Annotated in this window: 22 protein-coding genes; 7 read left to right on the top strand and 15 right to left on the bottom strand. The window is 40.2% G+C overall.

Going from position 1 to position 17725, the window contains the following annotated elements:
• Positions 1-15: 15 nt before the first annotated feature.
• Both yqeH and KHA99_RS24450 read right to left on the bottom strand, forming a co-directional pair.
• Entirely contained in the window at positions 16-1122 is a 1107-nt protein-coding gene (yqeH, locus tag KHA99_RS24455; RefSeq protein ID WP_213120103.1) for a ribosome biogenesis GTPase YqeH, read from the bottom strand.
• A 3-nt stretch (positions 1123-1125) separates the two neighbouring features.
• A complete protein-coding gene (locus tag KHA99_RS24450; protein WP_213120102.1) occupies positions 1126-1641 on the bottom strand; it encodes a YqeG family HAD IIIA-type phosphatase in 516 nt (171 codons plus the stop codon).
• 488 nt (positions 1642-2129) lie between these two features.
• Here KHA99_RS24450 and KHA99_RS24445 point away from each other — a divergent pair, with 488 nt between their 5' ends.
• Positions 2130-2270 carry a sporulation histidine kinase inhibitor Sda gene (locus KHA99_RS24445; RefSeq protein ID WP_213120101.1) on the top strand — a complete coding sequence of 47 codons (141 nt, stop codon included), beginning with the start codon at positions 2130-2132 and terminating at the stop codon, positions 2268-2270.
• Positions 2271-2332: 62 nt separating this feature from the next.
• Here KHA99_RS24445 and KHA99_RS24440 read toward each other — a convergent pair whose 3' ends face one another.
• Positions 2333-3115: a phosphatidylserine decarboxylase gene (locus KHA99_RS24440; RefSeq protein ID WP_213120100.1), complete on the bottom strand. Its 783-nt coding sequence runs from the start codon at positions 3113-3115 to the stop codon at positions 2333-2335.
• A 131-nt stretch (positions 3116-3246) separates the two neighbouring features.
• On the opposite strand from KHA99_RS24440, the gene pssA reads away from it, so the two are divergent.
• Both pssA and sigK read left to right on the top strand, forming a co-directional pair.
• On the top strand, positions 3247-3786 hold the full coding sequence (gene pssA, locus KHA99_RS24435) for a CDP-diacylglycerol--serine O-phosphatidyltransferase (RefSeq protein WP_213120099.1): 540 nt from the start codon (positions 3247-3249) through the stop codon (positions 3784-3786).
• A gap of 167 nt (positions 3787-3953) precedes the next feature.
• Entirely contained in the window at positions 3954-4670 is a 717-nt protein-coding gene (sigK, locus tag KHA99_RS24430; RefSeq protein WP_213120098.1) for an RNA polymerase sporulation sigma factor SigK, read from the top strand.
• 15 nt (positions 4671-4685) lie between these two features.
• Here sigK and KHA99_RS24425 read toward each other — a convergent pair whose 3' ends face one another.
• Positions 4686-5657 (bottom strand): F510_1955 family glycosylhydrolase, encoded by a 972-nt coding sequence (locus KHA99_RS24425; RefSeq protein WP_213120097.1) that lies wholly within the window; start codon positions 5655-5657, stop codon positions 4686-4688.
• 160 nt (positions 5658-5817) lie between these two features.
• Here KHA99_RS24425 and KHA99_RS24420 point away from each other — a divergent pair, with 160 nt between their 5' ends.
• Positions 5818-5985 (top strand): hypothetical protein, encoded by a 168-nt coding sequence (locus tag KHA99_RS24420; protein WP_213120096.1) that lies wholly within the window; start codon positions 5818-5820, stop codon positions 5983-5985.
• A gap of 124 nt (positions 5986-6109) precedes the next feature.
• Positions 6110-7909, top strand: a complete 1800-nt coding sequence (locus KHA99_RS24415; protein ID WP_213120095.1) for a M3 family oligoendopeptidase — start codon at positions 6110-6112, stop codon at positions 7907-7909.
• A 428-nt stretch (positions 7910-8337) separates the two neighbouring features.
• On the opposite strand, the gene KHA99_RS24410 is transcribed toward KHA99_RS24415, so the two are convergent.
• Genes KHA99_RS24410 through KHA99_RS24400 form a run of 3 tightly spaced genes read right to left on the bottom strand, consistent with a single transcriptional unit; the run spans position 8338 to position 8834 of the window.
• Entirely contained in the window at positions 8338-8475 is a 138-nt protein-coding gene (locus KHA99_RS24410; RefSeq protein ID WP_213120094.1) for a YrzI family small protein, read from the bottom strand.
• Between the two features lie 40 nt (positions 8476-8515).
• Positions 8516-8656, bottom strand: coding sequence for a YrzI family small protein (locus KHA99_RS24405; RefSeq protein ID WP_213120093.1), 141 nt, complete (start codon positions 8654-8656; stop codon positions 8516-8518).
• Between the two features lie 37 nt (positions 8657-8693).
• Entirely contained in the window at positions 8694-8834 is a 141-nt protein-coding gene (locus tag KHA99_RS24400) for a YrzI family small protein (RefSeq protein WP_213120092.1), read from the bottom strand.
• Positions 8835-9359: 525 nt separating this feature from the next.
• On the opposite strand from KHA99_RS24400, the gene KHA99_RS24395 reads away from it, so the two are divergent.
• Positions 9360-9620 (top strand): YrhC family protein, encoded by a 261-nt coding sequence (locus tag KHA99_RS24395; RefSeq protein ID WP_213120091.1) that lies wholly within the window; start codon positions 9360-9362, stop codon positions 9618-9620.
• A 48-nt stretch (positions 9621-9668) separates the two neighbouring features.
• Here KHA99_RS24395 and mtnN read toward each other — a convergent pair whose 3' ends face one another.
• Positions 9669-10361, bottom strand: a complete 693-nt coding sequence (gene mtnN, locus KHA99_RS24390; RefSeq protein ID WP_213120090.1) for a 5'-methylthioadenosine/S-adenosylhomocysteine nucleosidase — start codon at positions 10359-10361, stop codon at positions 9669-9671.
• A 186-nt stretch (positions 10362-10547) separates the two neighbouring features.
• On the opposite strand from mtnN, the gene KHA99_RS24385 reads away from it, so the two are divergent.
• Positions 10548-10751, top strand: a complete 204-nt coding sequence (locus KHA99_RS24385) for a YrzA family protein (RefSeq protein WP_213120089.1) — start codon at positions 10548-10550, stop codon at positions 10749-10751.
• A 29-nt stretch (positions 10752-10780) separates the two neighbouring features.
• Here the strand turns inward: KHA99_RS24385 and KHA99_RS24380 are convergent, their stop codons facing one another.
• The 7 genes from KHA99_RS24380 to KHA99_RS24350 all read right to left on the bottom strand — a co-directional run bounded on the left by KHA99_RS24380 (position 10781) and on the right by KHA99_RS24350 (position 17638).
• Positions 10781-11449 carry a YrrS family protein gene (locus KHA99_RS24380; RefSeq protein WP_213120088.1) on the bottom strand — a complete coding sequence of 223 codons (669 nt, stop codon included), beginning with the start codon at positions 11447-11449 and terminating at the stop codon, positions 10781-10783.
• Positions 11450-11545: 96 nt separating this feature from the next.
• Entirely contained in the window at positions 11546-13294 is a 1749-nt protein-coding gene (locus KHA99_RS24375) for a peptidoglycan D,D-transpeptidase FtsI family protein (RefSeq protein ID WP_213120087.1), read from the bottom strand.
• 66 nt (positions 13295-13360) lie between these two features.
• On the bottom strand, positions 13361-13837 hold the full coding sequence (gene greA, locus KHA99_RS24370; RefSeq protein ID WP_213120086.1) for a transcription elongation factor GreA: 477 nt from the start codon (positions 13835-13837) through the stop codon (positions 13361-13363).
• Positions 13838-14003: 166 nt separating this feature from the next.
• Complete coding sequence (gene udk, locus KHA99_RS24365) at positions 14004-14639, bottom strand: uridine kinase (RefSeq protein WP_213120085.1); 636 nt, start codon at positions 14637-14639, stop codon at positions 14004-14006.
• A 1-nt stretch (position 14640) separates the two neighbouring features.
• Positions 14641-15909, bottom strand: a complete 1269-nt coding sequence (locus KHA99_RS24360) for a peptidase U32 family protein (protein ID WP_213120084.1) — start codon at positions 15907-15909, stop codon at positions 14641-14643.
• Between the two features lie 152 nt (positions 15910-16061).
• Positions 16062-16991, bottom strand: coding sequence for a peptidase U32 family protein (locus tag KHA99_RS24355; RefSeq protein WP_213120083.1), 930 nt, complete (start codon positions 16989-16991; stop codon positions 16062-16064).
• A gap of 2 nt (positions 16992-16993) precedes the next feature.
• Complete coding sequence (locus tag KHA99_RS24350; protein ID WP_213120082.1) at positions 16994-17638, bottom strand: O-methyltransferase; 645 nt, start codon at positions 17636-17638, stop codon at positions 16994-16996.
• Positions 17639-17725: the final 87 nt, after the last annotated feature.

The following is a 17725-nucleotide window of genomic DNA, read 5'->3' as shown; positions in this document are numbered from 1 at the left end:
ACCCAGTATCACTTTTTATATTAATGATTTTCGTAATAATGCTTGGACTCCTTTTGGAACATAGGCGATTACCTTTGCTCCTGGTTCATTGACAGTCACCCAGCCAAGACCGGAAAAAACAATATCTGTCTTGTCTTCTTTAATGAAAAACTCTTGTTTGACAAGCTCTGGAAATGTTTCCAATTGCTCTTGCCGAGGAGGAGTCAGCATTTCCCCTACATGGTTTTCATAAAGTTCAACGGCATTTTCGGTTTTTGTCCGATGGATGTTTAAATCGTTGGAAAGATAGCAAACAAATGATCTTCTGCCTCCGCTTACGTAATCGAACCGGGCCAGCCCGCCAAAAAATAATGTCTGCCCCTCATTCAATTGAAAAACCATCGGCTTGATTTCTTTTTTAGGCGTAATCACTTTTAAATCCCTTTTATCAACAAAATGCGCCATTTGATGGTGATTGATAATTCCTGGAGTATCCACTAATGATTTTCCGTCATCAAGCGGGATTTGGATAATATCTAACGTGGTGCCAGGAAAGTGAGAGGTCGTAATGATATCCCCTTCGCCGGTCACCTCTTTTATAATCCGATTGATAAAGGTAGATTTGCCAACATTCGTACAGCCGACTACATAGACGTCCTTTCCATTGCGGTATTCATCTATGGCAGCGGCTGTTTCTTTCATTGTCCAGCCCTTTGCCGCACTGACCAAAAATACCTCCTCCGGACGCAAACCTAGCTCTCGTGCTTCCTGCTTCATCCAGTGAATCAATTTATTATGTTTAACTGATTTCGGAAGCAAATCGACCTTGTTGCCAACGAGGAGCACTTTATTACCGCCGACAAATCGGTGCAGCCCAGGAAGCCAACTGCCGTTAAAGTCGAAAATATCGACTATCATGACAACCAACGCATCGGTTTTACCGATCCCATTTAATATTTTTAGAAAGTCATCATCTGTTAAACTGACATCCTGCACTTCATTATAATGCTTTAGACGAAAGCATCTTTGACAAATAATTGTTTCTTTTTCCAATGCGGAAGCGGGAGCATAACCTATTTTCTCAGGGTCTTCTGTCTGAACCTTTACTCCGCAGCCTATACATATATGTTGTAGGTCACTCACTAATTAATCCTCCCATGAAACCATTCCTTTTTTTCGAAACCAATTTAAAATCCGCCGTTCTGCAAAACGGTTAAATTTTGTGAAAAAGCCGTCTGTCTGTGCAACAGGTACCACCAAAATGGTATGAAAGCCGCTGCGATTTCCGCCGAGCACATCGGTTAACAGCTGATCGCCAATCACGACAGCCTCTTCTTTTTTAATGCCCATTTGTGAAATTGCTTTTTTAAAAGCCTTTGCAAGCGGCTTTCGGGCTTGAAAAATAAACGGAATATCGAGAGGATCTGCAAAGGCTCCTACCCGTTCTTTGTTATTGTTTGAAACAATTGTAACTAGAATATTTTGTTTTTTTAATTCCTCAAACCATTTAATTAATGCTGGAGTTGCGTTTGGACGGTCCCATTCCACCAATGTGTTATCCAAATCAGTAATAATTCCCTTTATGCCTCTGGATTTTAATTGTTCCGGAGATATCTCAAGAATGCTCTTCACGTGTTCATCAGGTAAAAATTGTTTTAGCACTAAGCGTACACCTCATTAAATTACTAATCTTTGGTGATGAAGCCAAGGATTTCCCTATTCTTGTACCATCATAACTAATTTTAACTTTGGTTTCAAAAGAAAAAGCAAAACCATTTTATCCTTAATCTTATTGTTCTTCAAATCCCGACAATACATGATATGTACGTATACAAAATAGGCAGAATCATATCATATTTATGAAGAAAAAGGCTGTTTCATAAAAAAATAAAAATATTTTTCGACAAACATCTACTTTCCCAACATCTGTGGATAACGTTATTAACATTATACCCATTGAATCAAACACTTTTCATTGCTTTATAAACAAGCTAATCACAAGTTATCCACCTTATCCTGTGGATAATTAGAACGATTGTTCTACAGGAATAAATTTGGTAGATTTAGGGTACACCATCTGAACTTACTATATTATGTTCCCTTTTACAAAAATAGAACCATCAATTTATAAACCGGAGGTGGAATCAGACATGCGTAAACTTTCCGATGAATTACTGATTGAATCTTACTTTAAAGCAAGAGAATTAAACCTAAGCAGCGAATTTATTAACCTTATTGAGTCCGAAATTCGCCGTCGGTCCCTTTCTTTTAAAATAAAAAAATCATCATAATTAACTGCCCAACTGGGCTTTTCTTTTTGCCCAAAAACGGGCGCTATTTTTGGCTCCTCATTTTATTTTAATAAGGTACCAATTTTTTCGCCGACTTTAATATCTTTAGGAGTTTCTAGATCAGCAGCAGGCTCGAAGATGTTATGTTCAAACAGCAAAACCACTGTTGAACCAAAGGAAAAATAAGCCATTTCACCGCCTTTAGTTAACTCTGAACCCTCATGAATGGTTTCAATAGAATTGACAAACATAGCCCCAACCTTTACGATCGCCACATGCCCAAACTCTGTTTGAACTTCTGTAATGACACGGTAGTTTTTGGCTAGTGTACGAACTCCGTATTTTAGCCCGAGCTTATTAACAGGATAGGATTTTGAACCAAGCTTCCATTGTTTTGTAACCGTACCGCTTACTGGGCTGTGAATCCGGTGGTAGTGACTTGGGCTTAAGTATAGAATCATATATGTACCATTTAAATATTTTGGCAAAGCTCCTGCGTCCCCCAGCATTTCTTGTATGGAGTAGGTTTTTCCTTTTACGAGAATCTCACTATTCTGATTGATTTTCCCAACATCTTCAATGACTGCATCAACTGGACTCACCACTGAATCGGTTGCTTCATCTATTTTCCGGGCATCCTTTTTCAGCCTCCTGACAAATAGATCATGCAGGGTAGGGAACTCGTGCAGTTCTTTCTCCATCTCTCCTATATTGAGATGATAAACTCTTGCAAAGGAAGGGACAATGACGCGACTGGCACGGGACCTGGCAAATCTTTTTAAAAAGTGTGATGTCCACCTTCCATTCGTTAATTCAATAAATAATCGGTAAAAGGACTGTATCACTTGTATTACCCCCAAATAGTGTAAAAATACTCTTTACGAATAGACATAAAACCCTTAAAATTAAATATTATAAAGTAAACTACGGAAATAATAAATTCCTTCGGCTTGAAGAAAGGAGTGGTAGGTAAAAAATGTTTTTATTGGATGTTATAGATCAAACCATCAAGAAATTAAAATCGCAAACTGCAAATGTCATCACTTTAGCCAATTTATCATTAGGTGGATTTGCCATCGTGTTTGGTCTACACGGGAATTTGCGATTAAGCTTACTACTCATTTTTATTGCGGCGCTGGCAGATCGATTTGATGGAATGATTGCCCGAAAATTTAATATTGAGTCAGAATTAGGTAAACAATTAGATTCCATGAGTGATATTATATCATTTGGAGTTGCCCCTGCACTATTACTATACCAAGGAATTTTAAATGAATTCGGCGGCCCCGGTTCATTTTTCACTGTATTTTATATTGGCTGCGGTGCCTTTCGTTTAGCTAGGTTTAATATTACAGAAAGCAACGGCTACTTTACTGGTCTGCCGATTACTGCTGCTGGCTGTTTGGCAACCTTAAGCTTTTTGGCGATACCATACTTGCCGTCACAAACGTTCTTATTTATTATTATCATTCTTTCATTCCTTATGGTTAGCACTTTTAAGCTTAGAAAAGTTTAAAAATTTTGATAAATATGACTTACTTGGTTTACGTGCCGGGTAGGTCTTTTTTTTTTATATTTTAAACAGTCCATCAAATAAAATTAACTGGACAGACACAATTTCCCGTTTTCTTCATAGGAATTAATAATAGGCTAAAGTCCAATAAAGATACGGGGTGGAAGTGAATGTCTGGAATCTTAACGGCTCTTGGCTATTTGGTTAAGGAATTTTTATTTCTTGTATCTTACGTAAAGAACAATGCCTTTCCTCAACCCCTATCCGCTGCAGATGAAAGAAAGTACCTGCGCTTGATGGCAGAAGGGGATTCCCATGCGCGAAATATGTTGATTGAACACAATTTGCGGCTGGTTGCCCATATCGTAAAAAAATTTGAAAATACCGGTGAGGATTCTGAGGATTTAATCTCGATTGGAACAATTGGGTTAATCAAAGCCATCGAGAGTTATTCAGAGGGTAAAGGAACAAAGCTGGCCACGTATGCTGCACGTTGTATAGAAAATGAAATTTTAATGCACCTTCGCGCTTTAAAGAAGACAAAAAAGGATGTTTCCCTGCACGACCCGATTGGCCAGGACAAAGAAGGGAATGAAATTTCCTTAATCGATGTCTTAAAATCAGAATCGGAAGATGTTATTGATACAATTCAGCTTAATATGGAACTTGAAAAAATCAAGAAATATATCGAGGTTTTAGACAGCCGGGAAAAAGAAGTGATTATCGGCCGCTTTGGCCTTGATTTGCAAAAAGAAAAAACCCAGCGTGAAATTGCCAAAGAGCTTGGCATCTCAAGAAGCTATGTATCTAGGATTGAAAAGCGGGCCCTGATGAAAATGTTCCATGAATTTTACCGAGCCGAGAAGGAAAAAAAGAAAAAAAACTAATAGCAAAAAGAGCAGCTACTCCTGCTCTTTTTCCCCTTTTAAAAATATATTATTCCACGTTTTTCCCCCATCTGAGCTTTCATAAAGGTCATTTTTATAAGTAGTGAAGGCCATTTGATTTAGATTCTTTGGATTTACTGCTAAATATGTAATCGGATTATCGTAGTCCAAGAATGGAATGGCAACATTCGTTTGCTCGGCCGTTGCAGGATTTAAAGTTTTTAAAAGTATTTTGTCGTTTTCAACACTCGAGAATAAAAGAGAATCTCCGGCAAAAGTAAGAGCAGTAGCCATAAATGGCTCTGTCACAAGCTTCATCGTGTTTCCATTATCGGTGGAATAATAAATGCCTGACCGAGTAGACATGGCCATAATGTCGCCATTGACCGGGTGGACAGCCATCATTCCAAGCGAATCTGCTTGAAAATATTTGAATTTACTAGGCTGCCAGGTTTGTCCGTTATCTTTAGAATAATTCACACCAGTATTTAATTGGTCCGTCTCTTGATCACTGATCAGATAAAGACCTTTACCCGAAAAGCTTGAGGCCATGAAAACATAGTTACCTTTTCCATAAAAGGCCAGCTTTTTTAAGGTCTCCCCTTTATTATCGCTTTTAACAAGCCCAAGCGGATTTTTTAAACCTGTCCCTTTTTGCGGATGTCCGCTTGAGATAAAGCCATCTTCCACGGCCTGAAACCCCATATATTGATGACGGTTCGTTGTCGTTTCGAACCAATTTGCTTCCTTATATATTTTTAGACCATTACCCGCTGCTACGTAGAGAGCGTTGTCATTACCAGGATAACCAATCCCATAGATCCGGTTAACCTTTATCGATTTTGCTGCTGTAACATCAAACTTCGGTAGTGCGGTTTTTTGATCCTGTTCAGTCTTTTTAGATTCCTTCGTATTATTTGTGCAGCCAGCAGCAGCCAAAATAAACACGATTAAAATCGTAAAGTAAATTAACTTATGACCCTTCACTTCTATTCCTCCAAGCGAGAATATTAATTCTTATCACTTATAACTCAGCCTTAGTATCATTGTCAAATAATCAGTTTATAGACATTCTATCAGCAGGTGCCTATTCATGAAGGCATACAACCACATAGACTATAAAAAACAGGAAAAGGGGGGATGTTAGATGGCTTTTGGTTTCCCATACGCCCCCGCCGGCTTTGGTGCTCCCTATGCTGCATATTCAACCCCTTGCGCACGGGGCAGCTGGATTTGGTTTGCAGTTGTGATTGTCCTCTTTATATTGCTGTTAATCTTCTTCGCCTGGTGGTGGTTTAGCTGTTTTTATTATTAAACTTTTTGTAGCTTATGCTTTTTTGGGCATAAGCTTTTTCTATTATTGTATTGCCGTTTTGATGGAATTTTTCGAAAAATAACAATATAATTAAGAACGTACATATTAAAAAGGAGGTCCAATTATGGCAGCGGTTACATATTCAGATGTTTGGAATCTTGATGTGTTTTTTAAAGGAGGAAGCGATTCCCCGGAATTGCAGAATCACCTGAAGGAAACGGAAGAATTGATTAACCTTTTCCAAACAAAAATAAATAACTGGACACCAAGCAACTCTGCCCAGGACAGTGAATTCTTGCAAGAGGTGCTTCGTGATTTTGAGAAAACTGGAAAAAAACTTCGTCAGGCAGGTGCATTTATCGGATGCCTGCTGGCACAAAATACTGAGGATAAAAAGGCCTACGCACTTGATTCACAAGTTACCGGATTAAGTGCAGCCTTCCAAACAGTGCTTGGAGCTTTTCACAACCAGCTGACATCAATAGACGATAAAGTATGGGATAACATTATATCACTAGCTTCTTTAAAGGAGCTTGGCTTTATTTTATCGGAATGGCGTGAACGGGCTAAAGAGAAGCTTTCAAAAGAAGAGGAAGCACTCATTAACGCCCTTGGTGTCGACGGCTATCACAGCTGGGGGCAATTATATGACTTAATTGTTAGCAAAATCAAAGTTCCATTTACCGAAAATGGTGAGGAAAAACAGCTGTCTGTCGGCCAGGCTTTCAATAAATTCTCCAACCCTGATAGAGAAATCCGACAAGCGGTTTTTGAAAACTGGGAGAAGGCATGGGGCGATCAGGCAGACTTATTGGCAAAAACCTTAAATCATCTCTCCGGATTCCGATTAAATGTATACAAAAAACGGGGCTGGGATGAGGTGTTAAAGGAACCTCTCAGCATCAACCGGATGAAAAAAGAGACGCTTGATACCATGTGGGCGGTCATCACAGAAAACAAGGAAAAACTAGTGAAATATTTAGAGAGGAAGGCACAGCTTCTCGGCTTGGAAAAATTAAGTTGGTTTGACCTTGATGCCCCATATGGCACAACAGAATCCAAACTATCTTATCAGGAAGGCGCCCAATTTATTGAAGAAAACTTTGCAAAGTTCGGAGAAAAGCTTTCAGCATTTGCCAAAATGGCATTTGAGGAGCAGTGGATTGAAGCAGCAGACCGGCCTGGCAAAGCACCGGGCGGATTCTGTACCTATCTGCCAGAGAGCGAACAGTCCCGCATTTTCATGACATACTCAGGCACGCCGTCAAATGTCTCCACATTAGCCCATGAGCTTGGACACGGCTTCCATACGTACGCAATGAGAGGCGTCCCGCACATCAACCGCTTATATGCGATGAACGTGGCGGAAACTGCCTCCACGTTTGCTGAGATGATTGTGGCCGACGCTTCTGTTAAGAGCGCGAAAAATGAGGAAGAAAAGCTGGTTCTCCTTGATGATAAGATTCAAAGAACCGTTGCCCTGTTGATGAACATCCATGCCCGCTTCCTGTTTGAAACCCGTTTTTACGAAGAAAGAAAGCAGGGACCTATTTCCGTTGAACGGTTAAATGAGGTAATGTTAGAGGCACAAAGGGAAGCGTACTGTGATGCCCTTGAGGAGTATCATCCGTTATTCTGGGCTTCCAAACTGCACTTTTTTATTACAGGTGTTCCGTTCTATAACTTCCCTTATACATTTGGGTATCTTTTCTCATTGGGGATCTATGCACAGGCACTTGCAGAAGGGAAAGACTACGAAGAAAAATACATTGCCTTGCTGCGTGATACTGCATCCATGACAGTGGAAGACCTTGCAGCGAAACATCTTCAGGTAAACCTGACAGAAAAGGATTTCTGGGAAAAAGCTGTAGGTATTTGTTTGGAAGACATCGATGAATTCTTAGAGCTGACTGAAGGAAAATAATTAGCACTATAAAAGCATCGGCCAATTGGCCGATGCTTCTTTGTTATTCAACAGCACTGATCTCAGCAGAGATTACACAGCCAATTGCGCCCGTAATAACGAAGGCTATTGCCACCATGAACATCTTCCCCACCCCTTAATGGATACTGCTTTCTTACCTTCAATTTATCATATTTTCACAGTATCTAACTTCGGGAAATGTGAACATTATGTTAAAAACTTCAATCCTAAACTGAAATTATGATTCCTTTTTATTAGACTTAAAAATAAGCGACAAAAGCAAAATATGCAGCGGCATACCGACTACCTCCCTATCCGAATTTCTTTGGCTAAGTGGTATCTTTCAAATCCCAGAAATAAGCTCCTCTTCCTTGCATTAAATAAATCATTATAAAAACCACCTTTCATTATTTTAATTTTGTTCCCACTTACATACGGTACATAGATATTTGCCGGTCTTTGTTTTCTTCGTAAAGCTTGTTAATCCTTTCTTGGTTAAGAGCTTCATCAAAGCTTTCTTTTCTTTTTGAAATCGTAATCGTTAAAAACAATATATTCAGGGTCATGATTTATCACTTCCTTTAGTTTAAACCCTTTAAATTTCTCTTACATTAGCTGGTGCATAGAAATCTGACGGTCCTTGTTCTGCTCAAATAACCGTTCAACCATCTCCTGCTGGACAGCCTCTTCTAGACTAAATTCTCTTTTTTTGAATGTAACAGTTACAAAAAATAGATTTAAAGTCATTTTCATTCACCTTCCTTTCTGCAGCCTAAATTCTTCATTACATGAAATGATGCATGGAAATTTGGCGGTCTCTGTTTTGCTCGTATAGTTTTTCAACCATTTCCTGCTGAGCGGCTTCCTGCAATGTTACTTTTCTTTTTCGAATAGTGATCGTAAAGAATAAAATATTCAGTGTCATACATGATCACCTCCTTATAAAGTTATTTCTGTTAGTCCAACAACATTTTTAATTTATGCAATACATTTCCAATCGGCTCGTAAAAAGGGCACAAAAAGGCCGCAAGAAGATAGTTCCTTGCGGCCATTCCTGAAAAAAAGGGCACAAAAATACCGCAAGGCGTCATTCTCCCTGCGGCATGGATATGTAGATGCAAATTAACACACTAAGCAATCCATTCCAATCTGGTCGAATGCATGATATTCAAATATTCAGTTTTAGCCATTGCTTTCAGGACACAACTCGTTACATTAATCGTTAATAACATTACCTTCGACCTCCTTTTTGGAATTTTTTACTTGCTACGGTAATTATATCCACTTACAGGTATTTTGTAAACCACTTTTTAGAAATTTATTTCAAAAATAGTCAAATACCCCAAGATATTAAGTGTTAGGCATCTTTTCAAGAATTTACTTACTGTTTATCGGAAATTTGTATGGTAAAGTGGTTTAGTAGCTTTATTAAAGAAGGGGTGAATCAGCTGTGAAACAGAAAACGCGGAGTCTTTATGAGAAGATGGTTGATTTTAAGCGGTTCGGAACTGTTTTATTGGCTGTGGGAATCTTTTTCTTTATTGGTGTCATTATTCCGTCCGATACAAAATCGGATATGGACCTAAATATTTTCATTCTTTCCTCTATGTCCTTCCTAGCTGGATCGGTACTTTTCTTTACTTTTTCCAAACAATGCGAAATGAAATTGCAAGAGATAGAGGAAGGACAGGATTATTACTCGAAGAAATAAGCGCCTCTGCTGTGAATGAGGCGCTTTTTTGTTAATCAAGGACTGTACTTATAAAGCCTTTACCATTTTCATAACTAAGGTTGCCGAATTCGTGGCTGCTTTATCAATAAACTGATCAAAGGAAATTTCTGACTCTTTCCCGGCAATATCCGAAAGGGAACGAATAATCACAAATGGAACACCAAACCGAAAGGCCACCTGTGCGATCGCCGCTGCTTCCATTTCCACTGCCTGTAGATTTTTAAATTTCCCGCGGATAAATTCCACTTTTTTAGGGTCCTCCATAAAGGAATCACCTGTTGCAATTAAGCCTCTAACAATCTGAAAATTTTCCAACTCCTCTGCTGCTGCTTCGGCAATCGACATTAACTTTTCATCTGCCAAGAAAGCTGCCGGCAGCTGGGGTACCTGGCCATATTCATAATCAAAAGCCGTTACATCAACGTCGTGGTGGCGCACCTCTGTTGAAATGACTGCATCTCCCACATTCAGGTCTGGATTTAAACCGCCGGCAGAACCAGTGTTGATTATGCAATCTGGCTTATATTTATCCAATAGAATGGTTGTAGACATGGCGGCATTTACCTTACCAATTCCTGAACGTAACAGGATGACATCCTTGCCGTGCATTTTCCCAAAGGTAAATTCACAGCCAGCTACTTCTTCTGTTGTTTGTCCTTCAATATGGTCTCTTAGTAAGGTTACTTCCTCTTCCATTGCACCAATGATAGCAATCTTCATATGTACAAACCTCTCTCCTAAAAGCTTTTGCTTTATTTTTCGCTTAAACGATTGTTTTATTATTTTTCTTCAAATTGGTACATCGTATCAAACATCATTGTACCTTTTTTGCTGACAGCTTGCTATCATATTATTGATTTAGAATAAATATTTCATTAGAATTATGCATGGAAGGAGGTTGTATAGATGAATTTTCAACTTGATTTTATTGAAGATAAAGTGGAGTTTTTTGAAGCCGGAGATTTAAAAACGCTGGAAAAGAAAATCGCGAACCAAATCGAGGTCAACAAAGGAATCCTGCTGGGGGTCCACTCCGTTTCCCATCAAGTACATGTGAATGAAAAAGGACAAACTTACTTTTCGGCAGTGGTCCATTTTAAAAAGAAATAGGATGGAACCGGTTAGGCCCATCCTACTCACTATTGCTGGATCTCAGCTAATTCTTCAACCCTTGTCGGCATCCAGCCTTCGCCATCAACCCACTTGATATATACATTGTATTTCAGCAGTTTATCCTTGGATGCAACTGTAGCAATGGATGCATTAGTAGTGGTTTTATCCCGGCCGAGCCAGTAAACCGTCATATTGCCAGAATCCAGCCCAGTTGCATAGGAGACGGCTTTCAACATTTCTTGCCAATCAACTGAAGATTGATCGTAGACAGCTGTATGTTCCCCTGTCTGTGTTGTTCCTACTGGCTTCCATGTTGGATTTTCAATAGTTTTTACCACATTAGGAGAAGTCCCTCCATCAGAAACAACCGCCTGTGAATCATCAGCTTTTTCTGATGCTGTGGCTTCCTCGCTTTGTTTTTCATCTTCCTCTTTTGCTGCTTTATCTTCTGAAAACTTTTCCTTTTTCTTGGTCTCTTCAGCTTTTTTTTCTTTAGGTGCCGCCTGTTTTTGTTCTTGTTTCGGCGTTTCCTGTTTAGTCACAGCATTCTCATCGCTTCCGGAAGCAAATATATTATAAGCTACCAAAATAATTAAGGCCAGGACAATGATAATTAAACTATTTAAGACAATATTCGTTTTTTTTCTTTTGGCACGGTAAGTAGAACGTGAATTTTGCTTGAAATCACTATTCAAAAATAATCCCTCCTAAAAAAATTAGGCTCTGAATATTTTAACATGATTTCAAAAGAACTTGAAGGAATTTCCTCAATTTAGCAGTGAATTAAGCCTTTAATCCTGCTCGGATAGCATTTTCACCATGTCGGCAAATAATAAATTAACCCCGCCTTCATTTTCTGTCACATCCAAATTAACCGTTACTAGTGCATATTTTGGATTCTGATAGGGAAAATAGCCTGCAAACCACTTATTATGAAGCTGCTTGCCATCCTCATATTTACCCGTTTCAGCTGTACCAGATTTTCCGGCCACCTCATATGGAAGTTCCTTAAACCAGCGACCTGTCCCATTCGGGTTCAATACGACCTCTCTCAGCAATTTTTGTAGTTTCATCGCCGTATATGGGGAAATGGAATCCCCTTTAAGCGGCTGTTCAGGGAAATTAACCATCGTAGTTCCGTTCTTGTACTCTATTTTTGAAACGGTGCGGACTGATTCTTTTTTGCCGCCCCTGGCGATGCTCGCCATCATATTGGCAACAGCCAGCGGAGTTGCCCTGACCTCATTCTGGCCAATTCCAGACATCGCTGCAAAGTTCGGATCCTTTCTTGCCTCATCGGACAAAAAGACCCTGCCCTTGTCTTCATTATCAAACTGTTTGAAATCACTTGTATGATAAACGTCTCCCTGCCAGCCGACAGAACCCGTTAAAGACAATTTCTCTGCGTATTGTTCCAAAAGATTCGGGTCGATCTTTTGCAGCTCCTTCGCCAGTTCACCAAAGGTGCGATTACAACTTCTGGCAAAACTGTCCGTAAAATTTAACATGCCATAATCGTATTTTAATTCTGGCTTGCCATTGATTTTTTTACTGCAGTCAAACAGTCTGTTTGGATCATCAAGATTATGGTCGATTGCGGCCGCTGCAACAACTGTTTTAAAAACAGAACCCATGATTTGCTGCTTCAGCATCCTGTTAGCAATGCCGGTCCCATTGTAAGGATCCTTCTTATTGACTTCCGGCCTTGAAACCATGGCGAGCACACTGTTATCCTCGATATTCAGGAGGACCAGTCCACCTTTTTTGATTTGATACTTATCAACCAAATCCTCGGCTTTTTGCTGCATTGTTTTATCAATGGTTGTCCGAACATTGACAGGGTAAAAAGGATTAGCCGGGTCAACATACTTAACGTTTATGCCAAATAAAGGCGCCCCGCCCCCGTCTACGTGGTAGACAAGCTTCGATTTCCCTTCAGGAAGTAGGAATTCATCAAAGCTTTCCTCAAGCCCGGAAACACCTATTAAGGTTTTCTCGGACAGTTCTTTATTAGGATAGCGCTTTTTCAATTCGGCTGCATTTTCTCCTGTCAGTCCAAGCAATTGTTCTGCCGGCACATTGGCCCGTTCAAATTTCTTCTCTATCGCAAATACACCAGGTATGTTTAACGCGTTGATTCTTTCCATCTGTGAAGGTGTCAATTCTATTGGGGCCGGGTCACCATAGGCAAATGGTTTTTTCGCTGAGTCCACCGCATTTTTCAGAGCAAATTCCGATATACCTGAGATGTCGGACACCTTTTTGATATCCCAGTCTAGCTTTTTTAAGAATGGAAATAACACAAGTACACTAACTTTTTTATGTGTCAGCATGGTGCCGTTTCGGTCCAGAAAGTTCCCCCTGCCATTATCAATCACCAGTTCCTGCGTCCTCTGCTGGACGCTGTCTTCAAGCAAATTCACATTATGCTTGGAAAAGGTTTCCGTCTCAAACAATTGAATCTGCATAAGACGCCCCATTAAAAGCATAAAGCAAACGATACAAATTATAAGCCAGCCTTTTGCTCTTCTTCTCCACATAAAAAACACCTCGTCAAAAGTTTTGACGAGGTTTAGCGTTTTCAAACTATTCAGGCTGATTTTTCCTTATTTTATACTAACAATGCGGACACTCATCTCGCCGCCAGGGGTTTGGACAGATACTTGGTCCCCTACCTTTTTGCCCATTAAGCTTTTGGCAATTGGAGAATCGTTAGAAATTTTCCCTTCAAACGGATCTGCCTCTGCACTACCGACGATGGTATAGGTTTCTTCCTCTCCATCCGGAAGCTCGACAAATGTTACTGAGCTGCCAAGTGACACAGTATCGCCAGCTAATTCGCCTTCGCTAATAATTTTAGCATTACGGACCATATTTTCTAATGTAGTGATTCTGCCTTCAACGAATGCTTGTTCTTCCTTGGCAGAATCGTACTCGGAGTTTTCAGATAAATCACCAAAACTTCTGGCGATTTTAATTCTTTCTACTACCTCTTTACGCTTAACCGTTTTTAAATATTCAAGTTCCTGTTCTAATTTTTCTTTTCCTGCCTGTGTCATTGGAAAAACTTTTTCTGCAGCCAAAACCCTCACTCCTTCTAGTCTCACAACCCCCATAGATTGTGTATGTATGGTATGTAAACATTATGCCGATTGGCAAAAAATTGATAGCAGCGCGTCCTATTACAGGGCGCGCAGCAATTATTCATCCATTTTGTGGACATTTTTAGGATTATCACTTGCTATTGTTTCATAAAAATGACTTTTGTTCAAGAATTGTTTGAATTTTTGTGACCATTAAATCAATCGCCACATGATTATGCCCGCCTTCAGGAATAATGATATCTGCATAGCGCTTGGTCGGCTCAATAAATTGGTTATGCATCGGGCGGACAACATTGACATATTGGTCTATAACCGAATCAAGTGTACGCCCGCGTTCTTGAATATCGCGCTGGAGGCGGCGGATAATGCGAAGATCCGCATCGGTATCGACGAATAATTTAATATCCATTAAATCGCGGAGACGCTCGTCCTCAAGAACCAAAATTCCCTCTAAAATGATAACATCCTTCGGCGCTACATCAATCACCTGGTCAGAGCGTGTATGAATGGAATAATCATATACCGGCTTTTCAATCGGCTCATACCTCAAGAGCTGTTCGATATGCTCGATAAGTAAATCCGTATCGAAGGCAAGTGGATGATCATAATTCGTTTTTAACCGCTCCTCAAACGGCAGATGGCTTTGGTCTTTATAATAATAATCCTGTTCAAGCATTAAAATCGAGTGACCCTTAAAGCTTTCATATATCGCTTTTGACACACTCGTTTTACCGGAGCCTGACCCTCCGGCAACACCGATCACAACCGGCCTATGCATCATGCTAGTTCTCCTTTCGCATCATGTTGTTAGGATAAACCGGTTTGTCCATTTTAAATCGTACAATTTGAAGCGGATGTCTTGCCGCATCCAGTTCATTTCCTTTTTCATCCCAAATCTTATCGATTACATGGGTAAAGTTCTCAAGTTCCGGTCCGAAGAATTCAACTTCATCACCAGGTTTGAAGTGATTACGCTGCTGCAGGGTAACCATTTGCGTTTCATTGTCATAATCCAAGACAAGACCGACAAATTCAAAACTAGTCTTTTTGCTATGATTACCAAACATTTGCTCTTTATACCCAGGAACACCCTCGAAAAAGGCCGTAGCTGTTTCGCGGTTGGCACATTTATCCAACTCGTCAAGCCATTCCTTTTTAATTACAAAATGATCAGGGTCTGCACAATAAGCATCAATTACTTTACGATAAACACTTACCACTGTTGCAATGTAGTGAATGGACTTCATCCGTCCTTCAATTTTCAAGCTGTCGATGCCAATCTCAATCATTTTCGGAATGGACTGAATTAGGTTTAAATCCTTTGGGCTCATTGCAAACGGAGAATCCCCCTCGGCAAAAAGCGCATTTTCATCCACGCCCTCTAACTGATACAGGTCATAATCCCAGCGGCATGATTGGCAGCAGCCGCCGCGGTTGGAATCGCGGGCTGTCATGTGATTGGAGAGCGTACATCGGCCGGAATAAGCGATACACATCGCTCCATGAATGAAGGTTTCAATTTCAATATCCACCTTCTCTTTCATTTCACGGATTTCTTCCGCACTTGTTTCCCGCGCCAATACGACACGCTCAAGTCCCTCTTCCTTCCAAAATTGAATGGCCTTCCAGTTTGAAAGAGATTGCTGTGTGCTTAAATGTACTTCAATTTCCGGTGCCAGCCTGCGGCAGGTTTCAATAATCAGCGGGTCTGCCACGATGATTCCGGCAATTCCCGCCTCTTTTAGTCCAAGTATATATTCTTCCAGTCCGGGAATATTTTCATTATGGGCATAAATATTAGTGGTTACATAAATTTTAGCCCCGTACTTTTTTGCAAACTCTACGCCTTCTTTGATTTCTTCCATCGAGAAATTATCGGCATTGGAGCGCAGTCCATATTCCTGGCCTCCGATAAACACGGCATCAGCACCGTACTGGACAGCAATTTTTAACTTTTCGAGATTGCCTGCAGGAGCTAGGAGTTCCGGCTTTTTGACAATGACGCGTTTCCCATCAATAATCTCTGAAATCTTATCTTTCACAATACTCATGATTCGAACTCCTCCCTTTCTATAATTATTAAGCTATTTACTTTGAACAGTGTCCAGCTGCAGCGCCTAGGGGCTCGAAGGTCTACAGCCAATCCGTCAAGAAGGCTCGTCTTATGCCTGTCGCCCCAGATCAAGGCGCTTCCGCATTTCGTTTAATAAACTGTTTCTTTGAAATAGAATCCTGTATCTAACGGACGATTGGCCGGCTGAATTTCCTCTACCGCTTCTAATAGCTCGTCCTTTTTGTCCTCATAATTGTCCGGGTCTTCAAAATATAGGTCAATCGCTTCGCGGTATAATTTTGTAACAGCTAGAATATATTCCGGGCTCTTTAGGATTCCATCAATTTTAAACGAATCCACTCCGGCCTCAAGCATATCCTGCAGCTCATCGATAATGCAGATATCGTTCGGACTCATAATATGAGTTCCATTTTCATCTTCAAAAATCGGGTATTTGTTCTCGCGCTCCTTGTCATGGAGGAACATATTCTTTTGCTGTTTGCGGTTTTCGATTTCCATGACTTTGCCTTGGTACTCAAAATAGTTGCCTAAAAGCGAACGCTTCGATTGAAACATGCAGCTCATTCCATGAACGAGAACTTCAATTTCAACCTCTGCTTGTTCCTTTATTTCCACGATTGAATCCATGTTAATTTCGCGGGCAAGGACAGCTCTTTTCGCTCCTTTTCTGCCCCAATAGTTACAAGTATACCAGTTGGTACCAGTTGTCTCGGTGCTCCAATGCAGCTTCATTTCCGGAGCTGTTTCTTTTGCAGCCATTAATACAGCCGGATCGCCAAATATAATAGCATCAGCCTTTGCATCAGATACAAAGCGAATATAATCGTTCAGCTCAGGAAGTTTATCATTATGAAAAATGGCATTCATAGCCACATATACTTTTTTTCCTTTTGAGTGAGCCAGTTCAATAGCCTTTTGCACGTCACTTCGAGTAAATTCCCCTGCAAGTCTCAAGCCGTAGCGCTGCTCCCCAACAACAAAGGCATCAGCCCCTGCCTCTGCCAATGGCAATATGTCATCAACAGAAATGGGAGTTACCAATAGTTCTGTCTTTTTCATTTTCATTCACCTCTTCGTTTACTGATCGCGACCCCATCACCGACTGGGAGAATAACCGTATCAAAATCCTTATGATTCATTAGCCAGCGGTTAAATTGGTCAATTTTTTTAACGAGGTTCCGCGTTCTTTTAGAATCTATTTCCGATTCTGCAACAAGTCCTTTAAACAGGACATTGTCTGTAATAATCAAGCCGTCAGCTTTTAAATATTTAGAATAAATTTCAAAAAATTTTTGATATTGCCCCTTAGCAGCATCAATAAAAATAACATCGTAAGGAGCATGGCCACTAACACGCTCTTCAACATCAAGTGCATCCCCTTCGATGAGAAAAATATTTTCATGGTAATCGGACCTAGCAATAAATTCTTTTGCCAATTGAATGCGCTCTTCATCCCGCTCAATCGTGATAATATTCGAATCTGGTAATGCAAAAGCTATTCTCAATGCAGAGTACCCAATGGCGGTGCCAACTTCAAGAATATTTTTGGCACCACGGATTCTTAGTATCTGAAGCATCGTTTCGATTCCGGCCAGCTCCATAATTGGAACATGATGCTCGTTAGCATAACTCTCCATTTCCATTAACAAAGAATGACGCTCCGGAATTAGACCTTCTATATAAGAATGCAGCTTTTCATTTAACAAGCTGCTTCACCTCAATCCTTTTTCGCTAATAAGAATGTATAAGTGCACTAAGGAGTGCTTCGTGAGCATTCGCATCGCAGCCCAAAA

Origin of the sequence: Neobacillus rhizophilus (assembly GCF_018343535.1) — a bacterium.
Classification (GTDB): Bacteria; Bacillota; Bacilli; order Bacillales; family Cytobacillaceae; genus Neobacillus; species Neobacillus rhizophilus.
The sequence above is the reverse complement of the archived record's forward strand: the minus strand, read 5'-3'. Positions and strand labels throughout refer to the sequence as shown.